The organism is Oceanobacillus sp. FSL W7-1281 (assembly GCF_037969835.1).
Taxonomy (GTDB): Bacteria; Bacillota; Bacilli; order Bacillales; family Amphibacillaceae; genus Oceanobacillus; species Oceanobacillus oncorhynchi.
Map to the genome: position 1 here is coordinate 2,673,626 of NZ_CP150214.1, position 22,782 is coordinate 2,696,407.

Annotated in this window: 23 protein-coding genes; 5 read left to right on the top strand and 18 right to left on the bottom strand. The window is 38.6% G+C overall.

Annotated elements, in window-relative coordinates:
* The first annotated feature begins 116 nt into the window (after nucleotides 1-116).
* The gene (locus MKX55_RS13270; protein WP_339233178.1) at nucleotides 117-1,658 is read left to right on the top strand and encodes a flotillin family protein; all 1,542 of its coding nucleotides are present in this window, start codon (nucleotides 117-119) and stop codon (nucleotides 1,656-1,658) included.
* Nucleotides 1,659-1,751: 93 nt separating this feature from the next.
* Nucleotides 1,752-2,063 carry a hypothetical protein gene (locus MKX55_RS13275; RefSeq protein ID WP_339233180.1) on the top strand — a complete coding sequence of 104 codons (312 nt, stop codon included), beginning with the start codon at nucleotides 1,752-1,754 and terminating at the stop codon, nucleotides 2,061-2,063.
* Between the two features lie 170 nt (nucleotides 2,064-2,233).
* Here the strand turns inward: MKX55_RS13275 and MKX55_RS13280 are convergent, their stop codons facing one another.
* The 3 genes from MKX55_RS13280 to MKX55_RS13290 all read right to left on the bottom strand — a co-directional run bounded on the left by MKX55_RS13280 (nucleotide 2,234) and on the right by MKX55_RS13290 (nucleotide 4,387).
* Entirely contained in the window at nucleotides 2,234-2,653 is a 420-nt protein-coding gene (locus tag MKX55_RS13280) for an HIT domain-containing protein (RefSeq protein ID WP_339233182.1), read from the bottom strand.
* Between the two features lie 62 nt (nucleotides 2,654-2,715).
* On the bottom strand, nucleotides 2,716-3,285 hold the full coding sequence (locus MKX55_RS13285; protein ID WP_339233183.1) for an XRE family transcriptional regulator: 570 nt from the start codon (nucleotides 3,283-3,285) through the stop codon (nucleotides 2,716-2,718).
* Between the two features lie 199 nt (nucleotides 3,286-3,484).
* A complete protein-coding gene (locus tag MKX55_RS13290) occupies nucleotides 3,485-4,387 on the bottom strand; it encodes a hydroxymethylglutaryl-CoA lyase (protein WP_339233185.1) in 903 nt (300 codons plus the stop codon).
* A gap of 375 nt (nucleotides 4,388-4,762) precedes the next feature.
* Between MKX55_RS13290 and MKX55_RS13295 the strand changes: the two genes are divergently transcribed.
* On the top strand, nucleotides 4,763-6,358 hold the full coding sequence (locus MKX55_RS13295) for an amidohydrolase (RefSeq protein ID WP_339233186.1): 1,596 nt from the start codon (nucleotides 4,763-4,765) through the stop codon (nucleotides 6,356-6,358).
* A 40-nt stretch (nucleotides 6,359-6,398) separates the two neighbouring features.
* On the opposite strand, the gene MKX55_RS13300 is transcribed toward MKX55_RS13295, so the two are convergent.
* From MKX55_RS13300 to MKX55_RS13315, 4 genes are all read right to left on the bottom strand, one after another.
* Complete coding sequence (locus MKX55_RS13300) at nucleotides 6,399-6,590, bottom strand: hypothetical protein (protein WP_339233188.1); 192 nt, start codon at nucleotides 6,588-6,590, stop codon at nucleotides 6,399-6,401.
* 185 nt (nucleotides 6,591-6,775) lie between these two features.
* Nucleotides 6,776-7,087 (bottom strand): DUF4176 domain-containing protein, encoded by a 312-nt coding sequence (locus MKX55_RS13305; protein WP_339238529.1) that lies wholly within the window; start codon nucleotides 7,085-7,087, stop codon nucleotides 6,776-6,778.
* A 36-nt stretch (nucleotides 7,088-7,123) separates the two neighbouring features.
* The gene (locus tag MKX55_RS13310; RefSeq protein WP_339233190.1) at nucleotides 7,124-7,786 is read right to left on the bottom strand and encodes a DUF443 family protein; all 663 of its coding nucleotides are present in this window, start codon (nucleotides 7,784-7,786) and stop codon (nucleotides 7,124-7,126) included.
* 37 nt (nucleotides 7,787-7,823) lie between these two features.
* Entirely contained in the window at nucleotides 7,824-8,060 is a 237-nt protein-coding gene (locus tag MKX55_RS13315) for a hypothetical protein (RefSeq protein ID WP_339233192.1), read from the bottom strand.
* 604 nt (nucleotides 8,061-8,664) lie between these two features.
* Here MKX55_RS13315 and MKX55_RS13320 point away from each other — a divergent pair.
* Complete coding sequence (locus MKX55_RS13320; protein ID WP_339233193.1) at nucleotides 8,665-10,023, top strand: DUF5068 domain-containing protein; 1,359 nt, start codon at nucleotides 8,665-8,667, stop codon at nucleotides 10,021-10,023.
* A 63-nt stretch (nucleotides 10,024-10,086) separates the two neighbouring features.
* Here MKX55_RS13320 and MKX55_RS13325 read toward each other — a convergent pair whose 3' ends face one another.
* Nucleotides 10,087-10,887, bottom strand: coding sequence for an SDR family oxidoreductase (locus MKX55_RS13325; protein WP_339177710.1), 801 nt, complete (start codon nucleotides 10,885-10,887; stop codon nucleotides 10,087-10,089).
* A 281-nt stretch (nucleotides 10,888-11,168) separates the two neighbouring features.
* Here MKX55_RS13325 and guaC point away from each other — a divergent pair, with 281 nt between their 5' ends.
* The gene (gene guaC, locus MKX55_RS13330; RefSeq protein ID WP_339177711.1) at nucleotides 11,169-12,152 is read left to right on the top strand and encodes a GMP reductase; all 984 of its coding nucleotides are present in this window, start codon (nucleotides 11,169-11,171) and stop codon (nucleotides 12,150-12,152) included.
* 72 nt (nucleotides 12,153-12,224) lie between these two features.
* Here the strand turns inward: guaC and MKX55_RS13335 are convergent, their stop codons facing one another.
* The 10 genes from MKX55_RS13335 to MKX55_RS13380 form a co-directional block, all read right to left on the bottom strand.
* Complete coding sequence (locus tag MKX55_RS13335; RefSeq protein WP_339238531.1) at nucleotides 12,225-13,904, bottom strand: AarF/ABC1/UbiB kinase family protein; 1,680 nt, start codon at nucleotides 13,902-13,904, stop codon at nucleotides 12,225-12,227.
* 130 nt (nucleotides 13,905-14,034) lie between these two features.
* The gene (locus MKX55_RS13340) at nucleotides 14,035-14,466 is read right to left on the bottom strand and encodes a hypothetical protein (RefSeq protein ID WP_339177714.1); all 432 of its coding nucleotides are present in this window, start codon (nucleotides 14,464-14,466) and stop codon (nucleotides 14,035-14,037) included.
* A gap of 20 nt (nucleotides 14,467-14,486) precedes the next feature.
* Entirely contained in the window at nucleotides 14,487-15,584 is a 1,098-nt protein-coding gene (ddlA, locus tag MKX55_RS13345) for a D-alanine--D-alanine ligase (protein ID WP_339233194.1), read from the bottom strand.
* A gap of 701 nt (nucleotides 15,585-16,285) precedes the next feature.
* Nucleotides 16,286-17,452, bottom strand: a complete 1,167-nt coding sequence (gene rodA, locus MKX55_RS13350; RefSeq protein WP_339177717.1) for a rod shape-determining protein RodA — start codon at nucleotides 17,450-17,452, stop codon at nucleotides 16,286-16,288.
* A gap of 17 nt (nucleotides 17,453-17,469) precedes the next feature.
* Nucleotides 17,470-18,099, bottom strand: a complete 630-nt coding sequence (locus tag MKX55_RS13355; RefSeq protein WP_339177719.1) for a helix-turn-helix domain-containing protein — start codon at nucleotides 18,097-18,099, stop codon at nucleotides 17,470-17,472.
* Between the two features lie 218 nt (nucleotides 18,100-18,317).
* Entirely contained in the window at nucleotides 18,318-18,866 is a 549-nt protein-coding gene (gene lepB / locus MKX55_RS13360; RefSeq protein WP_339177721.1) for a signal peptidase I, read from the bottom strand.
* 231 nt (nucleotides 18,867-19,097) lie between these two features.
* Nucleotides 19,098-20,597, bottom strand: a complete 1,500-nt coding sequence (locus MKX55_RS13365) for an alpha-amylase family glycosyl hydrolase (protein WP_339233195.1) — start codon at nucleotides 20,595-20,597, stop codon at nucleotides 19,098-19,100.
* A 306-nt stretch (nucleotides 20,598-20,903) separates the two neighbouring features.
* The gene (locus tag MKX55_RS13370) at nucleotides 20,904-21,038 is read right to left on the bottom strand and encodes a hypothetical protein (RefSeq protein WP_339177727.1); all 135 of its coding nucleotides are present in this window, start codon (nucleotides 21,036-21,038) and stop codon (nucleotides 20,904-20,906) included.
* Nucleotides 21,039-21,106: 68 nt separating this feature from the next.
* Nucleotides 21,107-21,478, bottom strand: coding sequence for a YisL family protein (locus MKX55_RS13375; RefSeq protein ID WP_042534597.1), 372 nt, complete (start codon nucleotides 21,476-21,478; stop codon nucleotides 21,107-21,109).
* A gap of 144 nt (nucleotides 21,479-21,622) precedes the next feature.
* The gene (locus MKX55_RS13380) at nucleotides 21,623-22,780 is read right to left on the bottom strand and encodes a DUF418 domain-containing protein (RefSeq protein WP_339233198.1); all 1,158 of its coding nucleotides are present in this window, start codon (nucleotides 22,778-22,780) and stop codon (nucleotides 21,623-21,625) included.
* Between the last annotated feature and the right edge of the window lie 2 nt (nucleotides 22,781-22,782).

A 22,782-nucleotide genomic window follows, 5' to 3' on the forward strand; every position in this document is an offset into this window, starting at 1 on the left:
ATACTGAAGCTTCATTCCTTTTTAAATAGAGAGAATGCTAGTGAAGTAATTCCGGCTGCTCCCCTCTTACCCAGAGGGGCGGCAGCCGGAAAAATAAAACTTAGAGGAGGAAAATCATGTCAGAATTGTGGATTGTTATTATTGTAGCAGCTGCGCTTCTTTTGGCACTGCTTGGTCTATTTGTAACCAAGTACCGTACAGCCGGCCCCGATGAAGCGCTCATTGTTACAGGAAGTTATTTAGGTGGAAAGAATGTTCACGTAGATGAAGCCGGAAATAAAATTAAAATTATTCGCGGCGGCGGAACATTCGTCGTTCCTGTCTTTCAACAAGCAGAACCACTTAGTCTTTTATCAAGTAAATTGGAGGTAACTACTCCAGAAGTTTACACAGAACAAGGTGTTCCTGTTTTAGCAGATGGTACAGCAATTTTTAAAATAGGCGGGACGATCAGTGAAATTGCTACAGCAGCAGAACAATTCCTTGGAAAATCTAAACAGGACCGGGAGCTGGAAGCGAAAGAAGTACTGGAGGGTCATCTACGTTCCATCCTTGGTTCAATGACGGTTGAAGAAATCTATAAAAACCGTGACAAGTTTTCTCAGGAAGTACAGCGGGTTGCTTCTAACGACTTAGCTAAGATGGGATTAGTTATCGTATCGTTTACGATTAAAGATGTAAGAGATACAAATGGATACTTAGAATCACTTGGTAAGCCTCGTATTGCACAAGTAAAACGTGATGCAGATATCGCTACAGCTGAAGCAGAGAAAGAAACGAGAATCAAGCGTGCGGAAGCAGCAAAAGATGCAAAACGTGCAGAATTGCAACGGGCAACCGAGATTGCAGAGTCAGAAAAAGAAAATCAATTAAAAACATCTGAATACCGTCGTGAGCAGGATACTGCAAAAGCACGTGCGGACCAGGCTTATGATTTTGAAACAGCCCGTTCCAAACAAGAAGTTACGGAACAAGAAATGCAAATCAAAATCATCGAGCGTCAAAAGCAAATTGAGTTGGAAGAAAAAGAAATTTTGCGTCGTGAAAAGCAATATGATTCAGAAGTTAAGAAAAAAGCAGATGCGGACAGATATTCTGTGGAGCAATCTGCAATTGCTGAAAAAGCAAGAGAGATGGCTACTGCAGATGCGAATCAATATCGTATTGAAACAGCAGCCCGCGCAGAAGCTGAAAAAATCCGTGTTGACGGTCTTGCGAAAGCAGATGCAGAACGTGCACAAGGGGAATCAGAAGCAGAGGTTATCCGCTTGAAAGGTCTCGCGGAAGCAGAAGCGAAAGAAAAAGTCGCGCAAGCCTTTGAACAATATGGAGAAGCAGCTATTCTTGATATGGTTATCAAAATGCTTCCAGATTATGCAAAACAAGTTGCAAGCCCATTATCCAATATTGATAAGATTACCGTGGTTGATACAGGAAGCAATGGTGCTAATGGCGGAGCGAACAAAGTCTCCGGTTATGCAACCAATTTAATCAGTACCTTACAGGAAAACCTGAAGGAAACCTCTGGAATCGACATTAAGGAGTTACTGGCAGGTGCATCGAAAGGCAATGCTAAACCACAATCGAAGGAAACTCCTGCACCAGCGGCATCAGAGGTTGCTGCAGCGAAAACAAGCGAAGAAAATAATGATAACTAATGTAAGGCAGTAATAGCTGCAGCACGACAATAAAGTTGTTTCTCTGACTATCCGGATGATATCATGCTTTACTTTGAATAAAGAGGTGTTAATTTGAAAAATGAACCTGATAAGCTGAAAAAACATGGTCTTATTAGCTATTTTGCTCTTATCATCGGTGTTATCTGCTTTTTCATCGTTTTCATAACCCCTACAAGGATAGCTAACATTGGGAACTTAGCTGGTGATTATATCACATTTTTTCTTACAGCAGCGGGTATCATATTATCAATTATTGGATTAGGAAAGAAAACAGAAAAAAATATCATTCCGATTATATCTTTCATTCTTTCTTCTTCTATGTTTATATTTTGGATAATCGTATTTATCTTGTTAATTACTGGTCAAATGGACTTTGCTCCATAACCTAGCAGTTTGCCAGATTGTGAAGAGAGGTATTTCGGAACGGCTTTATTGTTATGAAATTAGGAATCAAACACAGCAAGAAGATAAAAATCTCTGTTCATTTGAAAATGAACAGAGATTTTTTTACTTCCTATTTTTTATTATGCAGTCTTATTCTCACGGTACTTAAATTAACTTTCCTCTTCCCCTGTCCGTTTATTCGATGCAAGCTTAAACAGATAACGTATGCCCTTCCCTCTCATCTGTTCATCCTTATAGCGCGGCAGTACATGCAGGTGCGCATGCATCACATGCTGGCCGGCTGCCTCACCGCTGTTCCAGCCGATATTATATCCAGAAGGTGCATGCTTTTCATCAATCAGTATTTTTGCTCTCTGTAAAAGATCTTTTATTGCCAGCCATTCTCCATCTGTTAAGTCAAATGGATAGACTCGATGTGCTTTGGTCACAATCACTCCAGCTCCTTCGAGTGCTCTCCCTGGTTCCTGCGCTTCCTCTAATTGTAAAAACATTGCTTTTTCATTTTCCAATATGATTTGCTGATTTTTTATTAAAGAAGGATAACAAAAAGAGCATTCAGGTGAATTCATTCTTCTGCCTCCCAGTATAAAAAACGTTATATTGATTAATTAGATTTATGTTCTCTCCTTATTCAGACCCTGTCAATAAAACAGGTCAACACCTTTGCCTCCTGATCATCTACCGGGAGAAATAAATGCGGTTTAGACCCTGCGAAATAAGCACTGTCACCTGTTTGGAGCAGCTGCTTTTTCCCATCATATAGCAGTTCAATTTCCCCTTCCAATATATAGATAAATTCGTCCTGTGAATGCGTATACGTTTTTTCATCACGCTGATTCAGAGACTTTGGAGTAACATGGACAATCGTCGGTTCAATCCCGCTATATTGGGAGCGGTTAGCAAGAATTTCATAGGAGTATCCCATGCTTTCATCCCCTACTTTTTGCGGGCGGTTACTCTTCTTTTGAATAACAATATCCTGCTCTTCTTTATCATCCAGCACCCATGACAGCTGTATATGTAAAGCGTCACAAATTCTCGATAACGTCGCTATCGCTGAAGCAGTCTGTCCATTTTCAATTTTAGATAATAAACTTTTAGAGATATTGGAAGCGTCCGCAATTTCTTGCTGTGTTTTATCTTCCCGGCGTCTTGCATACTTAATTTTCTCTCCAATTTTATGTAATTCGATGCTGCTCATTCCTTCCTTTGCCAAATAGTCATTCGTGTTCTATTATAATTCTTGAACATCCTTTTATAGTATATTTAATCATAATCCAGACAAACCAATAGAGTCAATCTATTCTCTAACACCGTTTACGAAAAAACATTCTTGGCAACATACCAAAAAGCCTTGCCATCACTTGCTTGACAAGACTTTTCCGCTGTTTGTTTTATCTTCATGCATTTTTCAAATAAGCTACCGATCTGCTCGGCAATGTTGTTCCAAGCTTGTTTTGAATATATATACTTGCTTCCTGAATACATTTCTCATTTATTCCTGTCTCAATTCCCAGCCCGTTTAACAAATACAGCACATCATTGGTAGCAACATTGCCTGCAGCTCCCGGTGCATAAGGACACCCGCCCAGGCCGCCGACGGTACTGTCGAACCGGGTAATTCCCATGTGAAGCGCCGTCATGATATTCGCTATTGCCATTCCTCTCGTATCATGAAAATGTAGTATCAGTTTATCTTTTGGAAAATAAGGAAAAAGGCCTTCGAGCAGTTTCTCCACTTGCGTCGGTACAGCTGTTCCAATGGTATCGCCAAGAGAAAGATAGTCCACTCCGCTCTCAATTAATTGATCACATACGCTGAGTACATCCTCCACTTCAATCCGCCCCTCGTATGGACAATCAAATACCGTAGAAACATAGCCCGTTACTATTTTCCCGGCATTTTTAGCTTCTTTGATAACCTCTGTTAATATCGGATATGTCTCTGGAATTCGTTTATTGATATTTTTGAGATTATGCGTCTCACTCGCCGACATAAACACCGAAGCACCGTCAATACCAGCCTCTAAAGCATGCTCCAGCCCTTTCATATTCGGTACTAAAGCAGAATAAGCGACCCCTTTTTCACGGTTAATCCGTCTGCCTACCTCCCTTGCATCCTTCAGTGCAGGAATCATTTTTGGATGAACAAAGGATGAATACTCAATTTCCGAGACGCCGGTTTTGGAAAGCATATTAATCCATGCAACCTTATCCTCTGTAGAAATCCATTTCTGCTCGTTCTGCAGCCCGTCTCTTGGCCCGACTTCCTTTAAATAAACATTGCTTGGTAATCCACGCATCCATACCCCTCCTTTGTATGCGTTTTCAATTCAAGCTATGAAAATATACCTCGATTGTGCATGACCCGGCAAACAAGCCAGCATCGTTATTACAAGGTATTACTATAACCGCATGCAAATCACCCTTCTTTAGATACTACAAATAATATTCAATCCAGTTTCCTTCTGTTCAACTTTGTTGAATCAAGTATATAATAAAATTTCTGAAAATGTCAATCCTGCCTGCTGTCAAAATGAAACAATTTTGATAAAATATAATCATAGTGCCATTTACAGAATGCTTTCCCATTTAAGGTTTACAAGGCGTCTGTAAACTGGTTCTGTCCGTTTTTAATATACGTAAAACATACGATAATTTAGATAAGGAGCGTTTCCATGATAAAGATATATACCAATGGGGTCATACATACATTTCAACCTTCGCAGCCAGTTGTACAGGCTGTTGTTATTAAAGATGGACATTTCATAGATATGGGCTCCAATGAGCAAATGCTTTCTTTTTGGAGTTCAAAAAGTGATGCGGTGATTGATCTGGGCGGAAAAGCTGCTACGCCGGGATTAACAGATACACACCTCCACCTTTCTATGCAGGCAATGAAGTTTATTGATTTAGATGTGACCGGTGTGACAAAGAAAGAAGTATTTTTAAATAAAATAAAACAGCATGCCGATACATTAGACAAGGGAGAATGGCTGCTTGGCGCCGGATGGGATGAAAATCTATTCACGGATGGCGGCCTGCCTACGAAAGAAGAGCTTGATGCGGCAGTTCCACATCACCCGCTTTTTCTGACAAGAATATGCGAGCATGCAGCCGTTGTTAACTCGAAAGCGCTCGAGGAGATTAATTATTCCGGGACGCTTGCGGTTCCAAAGAGCGGCGAGATTGTAACGGATGCAAATGGAGAACCCACCGGCTTAATTCTTGAATCGGCAACGGTATTATTTAAAGCAAAAATCCCTGATAAATCGTATCAAACGTGGAAAAAAGCACTTCGTAAAACCATTTCCACCGTTTCCGGATATGGGGTAACCAGTGTGCATTCCAATGACCCGGCTTATTTAGGCGGCTTACAGCAAACCTATCAGCTCTATCAGGAATTATTAAATGAAGAAAAAATGGGTCTGCGGGCAAATCTATTAATTGATTATCCTTTCTTAGAAGATCTGCATGCAGCGGGAATGTATACCGGATATGGGAATAATATGCTGCAAATCGGAGCGGTAAAAATATTTGCAGACGGTGCTTTCGGCAGAAGAACGGCACTATTGAAGGAAGCATACTCCGATCAGCCCGGGCAATTTGGAGAAGCAATGCTCTCGCAGGATACATTGTACACTATCGTAAAACGCGCAAGGGAAATGGGTATGCCTGTTGCTGTTCATACGATTGGCGACCAGGCATTGGAAAATGTCCTTGATACCCTGGACCAATTTCCGGCATCCGCCTATAGAGACCGTCTGATACATGCGCAGGTCATTAATCCAGACCTAGTAAAGCGCCTTGCAACGCCAGATCGTATCGTTGATATTCAGCCCCGTTTCCTTGCAAGTGACTATCCATGGGTTACAGAGCGGCTTGGCGAAGCACGCATGCCTTATGCCTATGCCTGGAAAACATTGCTCGATAATGGCATTATCTGCGGCGGCGGATCAGATGCCCCTGTTGAACCATTGAATCCTTTACTTGGGATTCATGCAGCAGTTACCAGAAAAGCTCCCGGTGAAACACACAGCGGCTGGTATCCGGAACAAAAATTAAGCATGCACGAAGCTTTTTATCTATTTACGAAATATGCAGCTTATACAACAAATGAAGAAAAGATAAAAGGAACCATTTCCCGCGGCAAGCTTGCAGATATGACGGTTTATTCTGCTGATCCATTTCAGATGAAGGATGCAGACGAATTAGTAGATACCAGTATTGAAATGACGATTGTTGATGGGGATATTGTGTATAGGAAAGGATAGAACAAAAAATTCGATGTATTAATTACTCAACTTTCGCACATTAAAAAGTAACTTCATTTCCATAGAAACAGGAGTTGATTGTTCCTTCGCTAACACCCTTGATAAAGATTATAGCAGATGAAGTGTAAATAACCATCGCCCCCATAACAGAAACAATATGCAAAGGGATTCCAAATTGCTCTTCAAAAATCATAAAAACGACTGCTGCCAGCAAAACTCCAATGGAAACCATTTGTTTATGTTTCTATAACAGTTCCATTGCTTGCATTTGAATTTTAATTTAATATCTTCCAATTAAAAATACCTATGTAAATGTTCTAATATCTTTTGCTACGACCTTTCTTCTTTGGAAGAAAGGTCGTAGCAAAAGAAGCATACTGATAATATGCTTCTTTGCCATATTGATTTCATTTTTCCTTATTCCATTGGACCTGTAATCGTTCCTTTTTTAATATTTGGTTTTTCTTCCTGCAACCAGTCCTGAAAAAGCTCTTGGAAACGCTCTTCTTCTTCATCCTTGAAACCTTCAAAAACTACTTTATCTATGTTTTCCTCATTAAAGTAATAAACTTTAGCGGGATTTAGTCCTTGTGGATAAAAACACCCTGAATAGTCATACCAGATTCCTTCTTCTTCATTTTCTTCTGACGGAAGTATCGGAGCCCGGTTCAAAATCATCAGTTTACTTGTTCCTTCTCTTAAATATACTATCGTTCCTATTGATAACATAAATAACATTCCTTTCCTCATTTTTTCTTTATTATCTTATTCAGAGAATCTAAACTTTTTATAGTCTTTAAATTTTATAGTAGTATAGCCTTCATCAACTGTAACACGACTAGCAAGTAGTAGAAGGAACAATAATCCCGATGTAATAATTATAACCATAACATTCCCTGTCTGGATATACAGTAGAAAACTTAATAGAACAAATCCTAACAGAAAAATATAAGCCACGAGAAATTTAAAAACGAGTTTTATTGAACTTGGTCGAATCCATAATACATACTGTGGCAATCTCTCAAGTTTAATAACATTTTCCAACTTCTTTTTACGCTTATAGCTTATAGAAAAATACAATAAGGCTACCGTTATTAAAACAGGAATAAGGAGCATAATGTTGACCATTGGAGAACTTGGAATTTCAAAATAACCCATTAAGGGTGTTAAAAGTATGCCAAGCGCATAAGCACCGCCCCCTAAAGATATTATCAATGAACTTTCCGCTTTTTCCTTTTTTGCTGTCTTCAATTGTTCAACAATGGCCTGGTCTTCAACTTTAAATATTTGACTAGGTACTAGCCAAAAGAGAAACGGAAAGATAATCTTCCAAAATGACCGTTCCATATCTAGGATGTATTGTTCACCATTGATAATTAGAATACGATACCGTATATTTTTAGCTAAACGTTGTATTTCACAATTCATTAAATAAACTCTCCTCTTTAAACCTACTAATTGGTACTTACCAAGAAAATGGATTAATTACTCCCCAGTTGTTTTGCAGGGCTTCACCGACGTTGCCTGCCCAATCTGCTACAGTTTCCAGACCGTTATCAAACTGTTCACCTGCCCATCCGATTTTGTCACCTACCCAATCCACTTTCTGACCTACCCAGTCCAAGCTATCTTGAACCCGGGCGCTATTTTCATAGAAAAACTCAAAACCCATTGTTGCTACTACACCAGCTGTGGCTACCACTCCAACTCCTAATAATGCGATTCATGTGCTGTTTCTATTCCGTGTATTTGCAGAAAGGTTACGCTTTAGGGAAAAGAGTTTTTCAAGCTTTGTAAATGGTTCAGCGGTGCAAATGCCCAGGAAAAGCCTTCCTTCAAGATTTCTAACACAATTTGTAATTTAAAGTCGGCTGTATATTTTTTCATTTTATATACCTACCTAAAAAACTCCTTTATTCCTATCTAGATTCTTGGATCAATTATATTTTTCCTTTGTCTAAATTATCTTTTTATTTTATTGTTATTTCACTAGTTGTTGATATCAATTAATCGATATTTAAACCAAATATTCATAATTAAATACTTACTCCGATATGATTGGAATGAAGCATTTGCTTCTCTTTCTATTAACTTCTCTGAAATTAGAAAATTCATCTAAAAATTCCTTAATATTGATACTAACTTTTTAACTGCCCTTATCATTTCCCTATCAACTATCATTTCTTAAAAAATCAAATAAAACAGGTAATTTTCTTCAAAAAAGGATAATTTTTTATGACTTTTTACATTTTTCCACCTAAAATTATGTTACTATTATATATATTTTAAATATATGGAGGTATTAGATGTCAAAAAGAATGCTTTATGTTCTTCTTGCAGCTGTATTCGCAATCGCTTTAACCGCTTGCGGTTCTAGTGATGAAGATGATGCAGCAGAAGCGGAAGAACAAGAAACAAATCAAGAAGAAAACGAAACAGAAGAAAACTCAGAGGAAAGAGCTGAGGAACCAGAACAAATGGAAGAAGAAGTAGAAAATGAAGATGCTTCTTCCGATGAAGCAGATGCAGAGCAAGAAGCCGAAGAGGATGCTGATGAGGAAGAACAGGCTCAAGCAGAATCTTCTAATGCAGATTTTGATGCATTAATTACTGCAATGGAAGAGGAAACAGAAGGTACTGCTACGCTTCTTTATGAGAACGATGAGTCTCAATCTCATGAAATGGAAGGCTTAACTGTAACACTGGATGCATACCAATTAGTAGAATTAGAAGATTTTCATACCAATTTCAGTATTCCTTTTAATGACGAAACAGATGGTGGCGTTATTTTAGCTCAATATACGGTAGAAAATGATTCTGATCAGGATTTACATTACATGCCTTCATTAGATTTAGATTTTGTTGGAGCAACAAAATTCTATACAAATTATCGGGAGCTTCTCCCTTTAGATGAGCAATTATCAAGTATGCTAAACCCCGATAATGAATACTTAGTGGAATCTGGAGATGAAGTGACCGGCTATTACGCTTATCCTTTTGGATCAGAAGATTTAGAAGCAATATTGGCAGAAGGAAATGTTATTTTGGATGTTCCTACGCCAACTACAGAGTATAATGAATATTCTTCCAGCATTGGTTCTGGTACTGAATGGAGCCTTCCTTTAGATGGTGACAGTGCTGAAAAAAATGCGGAAACAGAGAGCCAAGGTTTCTATCAGGATGCACTTAGTGCTGAAAATATGGGCGATAAAGAAATGATTGAACAAGAAGATGGCATTGGTGAGAGCGACGAATTAGGAGACGTAACAATTACATTAGATGGTTATCAATTTGTTGATTTTACACCAAATGCCGAAGAAGCAGCTCGTTATGAGGATCCTGATAACATTGTAGTTGCTACGATAAGATTTGAAATTGATAACCAGGGTGATGAGGAAATTGGCTTAAGCTCTCTTTCTTCAAGGCTCACAGTAAATGATGGATCTCAATATCTTTTAAGTGAAGGAATGTTTCATCCTTATGACAATAGCAGCAGTATTCCAACTGGTGAAGAAGGGGAATTGCTGCAAACCTTCCTGTTAGACAAAGAAATGTATGAAAAAATTTGGAAAGATAAAAGTATGGAAATTGAAATTGGCCCGATGAGAAATATGGATGCTGAAGATATTTCCAAAGGACATGAAGTAGAGCTTAATTTAAAATAAGTATAAAAAAGCTAATGGTGCAATTTGAACCATTAGCTTTTTCCAATGAATAAGGCTATTGCTTTATCGCATCACAGCTCCCCCTGAAATTTTCACCGACTCCCCTACAATATTTCGGGCAGCATCCGTCAGCAGGTACGCAATCGTATTGCCTACCTCATCCGGAGCTGTTATTTTTTGAGATGGCAGCGAATCCTCTGCTGCTTTTCTTACCTGTTCATAGGATTGATTTGTATTTTCCGCTTTTGCTTCAAATAAGCCCTGCACCATTTCTGTATCAACAAAACCGGGACAAACTGCATTGACACGAATATTATAAGCAATTGCTTCCAAGGCCATGGACTGTGTCCAGCCGATCATCGCAAATTTAGAAGAAGCATAAGCACTATTTCCATATGTCCCCCGCAAACCGGATAAAGACGCCACGTTGACGATATTCCCCTGCTGCTTCTCTTGCATCTTCTGATAAATTTCTTTCGTTAAACTGAATGCAGACAAATAATTTACTGTAAGCATGGCTTGTATATCCGCTTCTTCCAGCTGATCCACCGTCTTGTTTCCCGCAACTCCAGCGGCATTGACTAAATCAGAGATAAATCCCAATGCGTCCCGTGCGTTGCGGACCAATTGCATTCTTTCCGCTTCCTCTGTTATATCTGCCTGCTGTACAAATAGCTTCGAAGCATCAGTAAGACCTTCCAGCTCCTGTCTAAGTTCTGCAAGCTTATCGGCATTCCGTCCGGTTATGGTGACCTTAGCCCCCATCTGCGCAACAATCTTCGCTGTTTCTCTTCCTATTCCGCCAGTTGCACCTGTTATTAACACATGCCTTCCTTCTAGTGCATCTTTTGAAAATATGGCCATGATGTATTCCCCTTCCAATTCATTATTTTGATATGATTATCAACCAATTATAGCATGACAGCTCTTTTCTGATTAAGCATTGTTAGTGTATATATGATAAATAATCCCTCTACATTTATTAAACTCAATCACAGATTGTCGTAAAGTGCCTTATTTTTCAAATTATTATGTCGATAAACAGACATAAAACATTGACAAAACATCCCGCTTGGGTTAAATTACTAAAGGCGAATGTTTTTAATATCCAATACAAATTTTATTCGTGTTTAGGAGTGTTTTAAATGGAAAATGTTTTTGATTATGAAGATATCCAATTAGTTCCCGCAAAATGTGTGGTAAATAGCCGTTCAGAATGCGATACCTCCATTGAGTTTGGCGGAAGAAGCTTTAAATTACCGGTTGTTCCTGCAAATATGCAGACGATTATTGATGAAAATATTGCAACCTATTTAGCTAAAAATAATTACTTCTATATTATGCACCGTTTCGAGCCTGAGAAACGTGTTGATTTTATTAAAACAATGCAGGAACAAGACTTATTTGCTTCAATCAGTGTCGGAGTGAAGGATGACGAGTATGCTTTTGTTGAATCACTTGCTGAAAATAACTTAGTTCCAGAATATATCACCATTGATATTGCACATGGTCATTCAGAGCCTGTTATCCGTATGATCAAGCATATTAAAAAGCATTTACCAGACAGCTTTTTAATTGCTGGTAATGTTGGTACTCCTGAAGCTGTACGTGAGCTGGAGCATGCGGGTGCGGATGCTACAAAAGTAGGAATCGGGCCTGGTAAAGTATGTATTACTAAAATTAAAACTGGTTTCGGAACGGGCGGCTGGCAGCTGGCAGCACTGCGCTGGTGTGCAAAAGCTGCAAGCAAACCAATTATTGCAGACGGCGGAATCCGTACACATGGCGATATTGCGAAATCTGTACGTTTTGGTGCATCCATGGTTATGATCGGTTCTTTATTTGCCGGTCACGAAGAATCTCCTGGAGAAACCATTGAAAAAGATGGCAAGAAATTGAAGGAATACTTCGGTTCTGCATCAGAGTTCCAAAAGGGAGAAAAGAAAAACGTAGAAGGCAAAAAAATGTATGTAGAGCATAAGGGAGCCCTTCAGGATACGTTGACAGAAATGGAACAGGATCTTCAATCCTCTATTTCTTACGCAGGCGGCAAACAGTTAGATGCTATCCGCACAGTAGATTATGTGGTTGTGAAAAATTCTATCTTTAATGGCGATAAAGTATTCTAATCAACATTCAAAAAAAGCTTATGTCAGGAATGGGACAGCCCCTTCAGACATAAGCTTTTTCTCTGTTTAAAACTAAAACCTTCCTGACCTGAATATCGCAAAAATAAGCCATATAAACATTAACACAGCAACTACAAAGCCAATTTCAATAACTGGCAGACTCCAAAAATAGGAAACCTCTCCCGCGATTGCTGAACCGACAATTAATCCAACCATAATAATACTGAACGATAACAGGACGATACTGAACGATAACCGGTTACTGATTCTGTCAAGCTTCTTAAGAATCATGTCCACTCTGGAAACGGATATTTCCAAGGGCACCTTCCCCTTCCGAATCAGCTTGTACACCGCATTAACATGCTCCGGTAAATCTAAAATAATATCCTTATAATCATCGACCTGCTCATAAACTTCCTCTGCCATTTTTTTAGGTCGATATTTTTCCTTAATCAGCCTCTTTCCAAATGGCTGTGCTATTTTAACAATACTGATATCCGGATCTAACCTTTCTACGGTCCCTTCCAGAGTTACCAGTGTTTTCCCGACCAAAGATAAATCAGCAGGAATACGAATTTGATGTTTGGAGGCAACACTGAACAAATCATTCACCGCTTCTCCCAAGCTTACCTGGCTGAAAGGCACATCATAATATTTATCCCGCAGCTCTTCAATATCTGCCCGCATCATATCATCATTGACCTCATCAGGGACCACACCCATTCGATAGATAGCCTTCACGATTGCATGCGTATTTTGACGGGCCAGCGCAATAATCATATCCGTCAGATGCTCCTTCATTAACGGTGTAAGCCGGCCGACCATTCCAAAATCCATAAATAACAGCTGATGACCCGGTAGTATCATCACATTACCCGGGTGCGGGTCTGCATGAAAAAAACCATCTAACAATATTTGTTCAAATAAATTATGGATTAATTTTTCTGCAATAACCTTGGGCTGATAGCCTTCCCGGATAAGCTGCACATTCTCATCTAACTTTATTCCTTTGACAAATTCCATTGTCAGCACACGTTCAGTTGTATATTTCCAATACACGTCAGGGACTTTCACGCCTTCTTTATCATTTTTGAAATTCATTGCAATTTTATGAGCATTCCGTCCTTCCAAAGTGTAATCTAATTCGGCGAGAATCGATGCTTTAAATTCTTCAATGATTTCGGTGATTTTATATTGATAAGCCCATTCTAAACGTGTTTCTGCAAGGGTGGCAAAATTCATTAAAATCTCTAAATCAGTATGAATTTTCTTTTCAATATTCGGGCGCTGTACCTTTACAGCCACTTCTTCCCCACTCTGCAAAATAGCATAATGAACCTGTCCGATGGAGGCAGCGGCGATAGGCTCTTTGTTAAAATCTTTAAATATATCATGAATCGGCTCTCCCAATTCCCTCTCGATAATTTCCTGAATTTCGGTATAGGGGATTTTACCAACCTGATCCTGCAGCTTCTCCAGTTCTTTAATAATATCTTGGGGAATCAAATCACTTCTTGTACTTGCAATCTGTCCAAGCTTCACAAAGGTCGGCCCTAATTCTTCCAGGAAAAGCCGAATTCGCTCTCCTGTTGTTTTTCTATGTATTTCCTTCTTCCCTTTAAGTACTTTTTCTGGTAAAGAAACAACCTTTTGCAATCCCAATTCCTTTACAATATACCCAAAACCATTACGGGAAAATGCAACAAGTATTTCTCGATAACGTTGTATATGACGAATACGTTTATTAAGAATCGCGGTTCCCTCCTTTCCCGTTTAATTCCTATTGATAGTATACCCATTCTTATCCATCTGCTAACAGGAAATCCAGGCTATATTTTACAAAGAGGAACTGTTTTCCCTATGACAGCTCCTCTTTGTAAATTTATGCCTTGTTCTTATTTGATAGTTTTGTAATGCTTATTTTCACATATAACCCGATCAGCATACAAATGGATGGCAATACAATAGCCAGGAAAATCAATTGTCCATTGATCAACGCTAAATAAAGATACGGCAAGGAATAAAACATAAGTGCCTCAGACACTGCCAGCGGAACCAAGGTGTACATTATCAGATTAATGATAAAAACCAGGGAAACCGTCAAACTATTTTTTAAAAGCGTTCCTTGATTTTTCAATGCAAATCCAAATAATACATACGCGATTAAAACACCGAAAAATACCATTTGCAGTTGATTCGTGAAAAGTACCATCAGCATGGCAAACACTGTCAGGAAAAAGTGAAAAATCAACGCCGGCAAATTGTTTTGTAAATACGCTTTGATACCGCCGTTTTCTATGTTGTCGCTAGACATTCAACCATCCTTTTACGTCTTTAATTTTGAATAGAGCTCTTCAGCTGCTGATCTCTTTGATGTCTTTCGATTGCCAGTTCAATTAATTTCTCTATCAGTTCCCGATAGGAAACGCCGCTTTCTTCCCAAAGCTTTGGATACATACTTATTTTCGTAAATCCAGGCAAAGTATTGATTTCATTAATAATAATCGTATTATCCTCTTTTAAAAATACATCTACTCTGGCTAAGCCTTCACAATTTAAAGCCTCAAACGCTTGAACGGCAGTCTGTTTAATTCGATCTGTCACGTCTTTGTCCAATACAGCAGGAATTTCTAAGCTTGCTCCAGATTCATCAATATACTTCGCTTCATAAGAATAAAATTCGACGGTTGGGAGAATCTCGCCTGGTACAGATGCAATCGGGTTTTCATTACCTAAAACCGAACACTCTATTTCTCTTCCTGAGACAGCTTCTTCAACTAAAACTTTGTGATCATACATAAACGCATCCTGAATAGCATGGTTAAATGCTTCTTCCGTTTCCACCTTGTGTACACCAACAGAAGAACCTTGATTTGCCGGCTTAATAAATAATGGTGTCCCTAATTCCGCAGCAATCTTCCGATAAGAGATTTGATCTTGTTTGGCTTTACGGAAGCTGTAACCACGGGCAACATGTAAGCCTGCATCGCTCAGCAGACGCTTGGCAATATCCTTATCCATGCTGATAGCTGAACCAAGCACAGAAGAGCCTACAAATGGAATATTGGCCATTCTCAGCATACCCTGCAGGCTTCCATCTTCACCGAGTGTGCCATGTACAATAGGAAAAATAACATCTAATTGATCCATGCTTACACTTGAGCCGGTCTCAATAATTTGATTCTCTTCCGCTCCAGGGACAATGGCAATTCCCTTCCCTGTTTTATTTAATGCAATCAGGCTTGGATCCTCTTCATTTATTAAATAGTGAGAACGGTCATTGACATGCCAATTCCCCTGCTTATCAATTCCAAGCAGATAGACTTCATACTTATCTAAATTAATTGCGTCCACAATATTTTTGGCTGATTGTAAAGAAACCTCATGCTCTGATGATTTCCCTCCAAAAACAATACCAACTTTTTTCTTCATTCCAATCCTCTCCTCATTGACTCTAATGACATAATTACGTTTCTTCCTATATCCTATGTGTTTATATCATTATTTGTTTGACCTGTATCGCTATTTTATCATAGAGTTCATTTGGAAGGGGACTTAAATGTCAATAATTCATCCGAGGCAGTGATTCTGATTATTAAGAAATAATAAATTTTCAACTTCTCTGCCTAATCTGGAATCCTGAATGTATTAAAAAATAATAAGAAAAACCAAGAATACCGCTTGGTCTTTAAAACATCAGTGTTCTTGCCAAGGAGATGTACGCTACGGGAAGTCGCTTTCCGCGGGCAACGCTTCAGTCTCCTCGGAAGAAAATCGCTTCCTGCGGGGCCTTCACCTGTTGCTTTTCCAGCAGGAGTCGACTTCCCTTCGCTCCCATCTAAGAAGAAATTTGTTTCTTTTGCTTTTTACAAAGAAATAACGTAAATTCTAGCGACGGACGGGTTTGGTGGTGCGAGTAACCGCAATGGTTTTCGGTGGGACGAGTAATCGCAGTCCCAGTCCCAGGGTGAAGACCCCACAGGGAAAAAGTGAACTTCTTTTTTCTACCCGCAGGGCATAAGCAGGGCATAAGTGCGACTATGCTTCTGTCTGCACCTGTCGGCTTGCCAGTCAGCAAGTCTTCTTTAAAGAAAGCTAAAAAATCTTCCCATGCTGATTTTTTAGCTTTCCCCTTATTCACTAATTGCTTTTTTTCGAAATAAATAATCATTAGAGGAGCGAATTTGTACATTGATTACCAGTCCCATCATAATCAGATTGGTTATCAGCGAGCTTCCTCCATAGCTGATAAAAGGCAAGGTAATTCCAGTAATTGGCATTAAACCAATGGTCATCGCAATATTTTGAAACACTTGAAAGGCAAGAATTCCGATGACGCCGATGCAAAGATAGACCCCGAATAAATTATCTGCTTCGAAGGCAACCTTTGTAATTCGATAAAGAAGCAGGAAATATAATAAAATCAGAATACTAGCGCCGATAAAACCATATTCTTCTCCAATTACTGTAAAAACAAAGTCTGTATGTGCTTCAGGGACATTCCCATTTTGAATCTGCATCCCCTGATTAAACCCGGCGCCGCTCAATTGTCCTGAACCGATCCCCATAATTGCCTGCTGAAGCTGATACCCATAATCAGATGCATACTCCGCCGGATTCAACCACCCGTAAATACGATCCATTTGGTGTGATTGAAATAACCGGGAAAAAATATCTTCATTATAAGAATACAAAAAAATTAAACCGCCTATAGAAGCAGCTATGGTGAAAAGCACCGGCAAAATAACTTTAACAGAGATACTGGAAACAATAATCATGGAAAAAGCAATGGCTAGTACGATCAAAGCAGATCCTAAATCCGGCTGTAAAAATATAAAAACAAATGGAATTAATGTTACTGCCACTACTTTCAGCGTTAATTGGATGCTCTTTTTTAAGGACAGCTTTCGATTGCCATACTTCTCTAATAAAACAGCTAAGTAGATGATAAGAAATATTTTTATAAATTCAGATGGCTGTATCTCAAAGATTCCTAAATTCAGCCAACGCTGAGAACCGTTGCGAAAAACCCCAAAAAAATGAACACCTAATAAAAGGAAAATGCCAATCGCATACAACTTAAATGCCTGTTTTTTTAAGAGCTCATAGTCAAAGAAAATCACTGCCAGCATTATCAACGCACCAAAAACATACCAAATGCCCTGGCGAATCACAAAATAGTAAGGCTGTGATTGTGCATATTGACCCGAACCGCTATAAATTGCAATTAAACTAATTAATAATAACAAAAACAAAATAGTGATTATACTGTAATCCAAATGGTATTTCTTCCGATTCATATCCAAACCCTCATTAATTACGTTTTATTAGCAAGTGCATTCATTACCACTTGAACAGCTACAGCATCATCTAAATAACCAACCGGAAAAAGATAATCCGGAATAACATCTGCTGTACTGATGAAATAAATTAGTGCTGCACCCATTAAAATTAATTCTTTCCGTGTTCCTTTTTTATGACAAATCCGATGAAAAAAAGTGGAAAGTTTTTTCATATAGGCCCCACAGGCACCTGCATCTTCTTTTTTCTGATGAAATGTATCGAGAATGAGACGACGCCCTTCTTCCGTTTCTGCATCTTTTTCGTAACAATCCAGTTGTTTTTTTAATTTTTCCATTGAAAAAGAATCATAATGATCATCAGATTGCTCTAAAAATTGATCAATCATTACAATAGATGCTTGTATATCATTGGTATGATTCTCTGAAGCTTTGACCGGCAGTCCGGTCCTCTGAAGTAATTCATCAAAAGGAACATCCAGTGCTTTTGAAATTTCCACTAAATGCTGATTTGTCGGTTTGCGCTTATGGTTGATAATTCGGGATATCGTCGAAACATTAATATTCGTCTGTTTACTTAGTTCACGCATCGAAATATGTTTTTCCTTTAACTGTTCTTTTAAGTAATCTCCTATATTTTGGCTCATTCATTATACAAACCCTTCTATTTTCAGTTATCTTTTTCCTATTATTCTACTATACGAGGAATGTTGACAAAATGTCAAACACAGCCGCAATTGAATTAAGATAGATATATAAGCGGGATTAATTTTTAAAAACCGCTTTCTATCTATCTTAAGTAGCAAACGTGATTAAAATAAAAAACCCGCATCTAAAATCAGGAAGTTCCTTTTTAGATACAGGTTTATTCAGGTCTGCCGATATTATTAAATGGGTAGAATCGGAATGTTACTTCCCCGATAATCGCCTCTTCGTTCAAAAGGCCGAAGAAGCGGCTGTCATTGCTGTTGCCGCGATTATCACCTAAAACAAAATAGGTATTCTCCGGAACAACGGAATAGCCTGTTAATTCTTCTAATGTAAAATTGCCAGTTTGAAAACCTAATTTTGCCGGACTGTCATCATTTATTAAGTAGGATTCCTCTACTGCCTCTCCATTTAAATATAACGTATTACTTTTATATTCGATATGATCACCTGGTACACCAATCACTCGTTTCACGTAATAATTGTCGGAGTCAGGGGCCTGGAATACAATCACATCAAACCGGTCTATTGTGGCTACTTTATTAACAATGATTTTATCCTGGTCGAAAAAAGTGGGCTGCATCGATTCACCCCATACGACCGAAGGAGCTAAAAGGAAATTTTTAACAATAAATAATCCAATAACAACAAATATAATAATTCTGCAAAGCAAATAGAATTCTTTCTTTATTGTGCTCCACTCCATACCGGACACCTCCTTTAAACAAATACTCTCTTCTTTTATTATACAATATAAGCAGGAGAATGGAACGATATATATTTATATATTCTAAAATTATTCTATACACAGGTGTGAGTAAAGTCCCTAAAAAAGGGTGTTCAAAACGTATAATCATAAAAAACATGCGTCAGTAATAAATCAGACACATGTTTTTTATGCAGTTATATTTCAAATTCACCAAGGTAATTAACGGTGCTAATTGTCTGTATGCTCTCTTTGCTTCTGCTTTCTTTTTAATAGCACAACAGCAATCACAAATAACGAAAGAACAGAAACAATAAAGCCGATAAATAACCAATTAAAGCCTTTATCTTCTTCTAAAAGATATACTTCCACAGATTCTCTCGGTATTCCAATCCGATAATTGCCCTCTTCATTTTCACGAACTAAATTATCCTCTAAAATACCGGTCAGCTGCATACCAGATTCTAAATTAGCTTCATCAATATATGCTGATTCACTTCCGTTATTAATAGCGACATACATCACTTCGTCTTCATAGCTGCGGCGGAAAACCAGCATGGATGCTTCCGAGCCGACATATTCAAAATCTCCCAACCTTAATGCCGGAAATTCATTGTGCAGCGCAGCAATACGCTTATGAAACTCCCTTAAATCTTCATCTCCGCTATTAAAAGGTACAAGCCGTTGTGACTCTTCCGCATCCATCCCGTACATTGGAAGCTCTGTCCCCTGCGTTACCATCGTTGCCCCCGGTGTAGTATACATATAGGTTAAGGCAAGTGTCCAAGCCGTAACAGCATTACGTTGATTTTCCGAAAATAAGTTTGTAAAACGTTCTTGTTGAAGGCCATCGATTTGTTTATAAAAATCGGTCAGTCCTTGTTCTTCCCACGCATCAAAAATAGCAGAAACATCCTGATCACTATCAGCAAATGTTTCGCTTAATACTTGATTTAAATCCGGGTAGTTGATGAGGTCGAGGGATGTATTTTCCATCAGCGAAGCTGCTTCATCAGTCGTAGCAGTACTTGTATCACCAATCAGATAAAAATCAGGACGGTTTTCTTTCAAAGCTGCTGTCAGCTCTTCGACAAATGGCTGCGGCGCCATGTCTGCATCCTGAAGTTTAAATCCATCCACTTCTGTTTCTTCCTGCCAATATCTCGCAGCGTCTAATACATATTCCGCAGCCTCCGGATTTGTTAAATCAAATTGAACTGTTTCTGACAGCCATTCGTCATCTGATTCAGGTGCTCCAAGCCACCAATCTTCCTTGTCCGCATCATCTGTTAACGGATTGGTATCCGCAGCATAATTAAATACAAAATCAATCATTATTTTCATATCACGATCATGCACTTCGGATACAAGACGCTCAAAATCTTCCATTGTTCCAAATTGCGGATTGATCTCATAAAAATCATTGGTCCAATAACCATGATATCCTCTTTCTTTATTTTCCATAATCGGACTCAGGGAAATCGTGGTGATTCCAATATCCTGCAAATCGTCTAATTTATTTATGATTCCCTTAAAGTCTCCTCCATGGTAATGATAAGGATCGTTAATATCTAATTCTCCTTCAATTTCTGTATCCCCATTATTAAAGCGATCAATCAATATCTGATAAAATACTTCATTATGTATATCTTCGCCCTGTGCGTGTACCGGTATTTGTATGACAAACATACTGATAACAGCAGCAAGTCCAATACTTATTTTTTTGATCATAGATTTTCCCCCAATGATATAAAAACTGTAATTACGATTCCACCCTTGTTTTATTATCACTTATTTTCTTAAAAAATCATACCTTGATTGGAATGATGTAAAAAAGCGTTCACAATTAACCAGAAAAAACAAGAACACCACTTAATCTTTAAAACATTGGTGTTCTCGCCAAGAAGATGTCTGCTACGAGAAGTCGCTTTCCGCGGGCAACGGCTCAGCCTCACGGTAAGAAAACCGCTTCCTGCTCAGGTCTACCTGTTGCTTTTCCCGCAGGAGTCGACAACTTCCGCTCCCATCTAAGAAGAATTATGTTTTATTTGTTTTTTTCCAAAGAAATAACGCAAATTTTAGCGGAGTATTTTTTCCGTAGCAACTATTTTCAGCTATTTTTATAAACATTCTTATTTTAAAATAAAGTGCCCCGGCAATTAACCAAGGCACTTTATATCATCCTGTTCATTGGAAATGGATTCCTTTATCCTGACAGGTTTGTTCGTCATTCCCTTATTTTAGAAGTAAAAACCCATTGGAAGACGGAAAAAGCCTAAAACAATAACGATAATTAGTGCAATAAAGAATTGAATCCATTTGCCGGTTACTGCTTTTCCTTTTTTCGTAGAAACCAGAATTCCTTCCATTACCACAACAATCCAAAGACCGGCAAGTGCTTTTACAATAGCTTCCCCAAGAAGCGGCATGCCGTAGCCTTGGATATAGTCCCAAGTTAATAATCCACCGGTAACGATGATAAATAAATACACAAGCCGTAAAATCATATGAACGATGGTTGCGGGCTTGTTACTGTTTTTCTTGTAAAGGGCTAAAGCTACTAAAAATAGAATCAGTCCCAACGCCCACGATGTAATATGCATATGCGTCATTCATGTTCCCTCCTTCAATTTTATAAATACATGTCATCATCATCTGTCACATTTCACAAAAATGACTAATAATTCGTTTATAATGATACCATTTTCTTCCCTAAGATGACATTTAAACGTATCTTTGTCAACAAATTGCCATGATTAGCGTTTCATTGGCTGTAATTTTTTATACGTAATGGATCGCCATACCCATTCCACAGGTCCAAAACGAAAATATCGAAGCCAGATTATACTTCCGATAATCTGTAAGCAGAAAATCACAATCACGAGCCCAATTTGATGAATAGGTCGGATTTCCCCGTATAATCCAAGACCGACACCATAGAAAAGCCAAAAAGAGATAATCGATTGCAGCAAGTAATTAGATAATGCCATTTTCCCGATCGGCTTCAGGACACCAAGTACCTTCTGCGCCGTATTCTTCTCCCATAATAATGTAATCGACGTCAGGTAGAAGACGGCCGATGCTGTCCCGCCAATATTATCCTGAACCAGACTGAACCAGAGCGGATTGCCAAATGTATACGGTCCTATCTTAAATACGATGAACACAATCAAAGAAATAAGCCAAACCTTTTTCAATATCTCCTTATGGATAAGCAGCTCATGAAACCATCTCTTTCTTGCTAAGTACATCCCAAATAAAAACAGCGGCAGGAAAATAAAAGGAAACAGGAAAAAGCTGAAAATCCCGTTTGATAACTGCCAATCCTGAAAATTCTGCGACAGAATAACGGAAAAATCACTGGAACGATAGCTTTGAAAAGCTTGGTTTATTTCCGCAGTATAACTTATATCAATAAAATTTCTTGCCGCATACTGCAGACCTGTCAAGGCAACGGTAGATGCACCTAATAAACCAATCGCCCAGCCCATTAAGACCTTCTCGCCGCTATATAAGAAGAATAGTAGCAAAAATCCCATTGTTCCATAGGTCAGAAGAATATCTCCGCTCCATATCGCAAAGGCGTGAATGATTCCAAAAACAATCAACACTCCCAGCCTGCGTCCAAAAAAGCCGTATGGAGAAATATCTTTTTTATCTAAGCTGTCCTTTTGAATTTGTATGCCAAAACCAAAAAGAATCGAAAACAGCGTGTAAAAGCTCGCTTGAAAGAAAATATCAATAAAAATCAAGCTGTACTGATCTATTTTAGCCGTCCAGGCACCCTCTGCTCCGCCATAGAGAAAATAAGGAGCAGAAAATGCTCCTATATTGACCATAAATATTCCAAAAATCGCAAAGCCTCTTGCTGCATCTATCCATTCTAATCGTTTGTTTCCCTGATAAGGTTGCACCG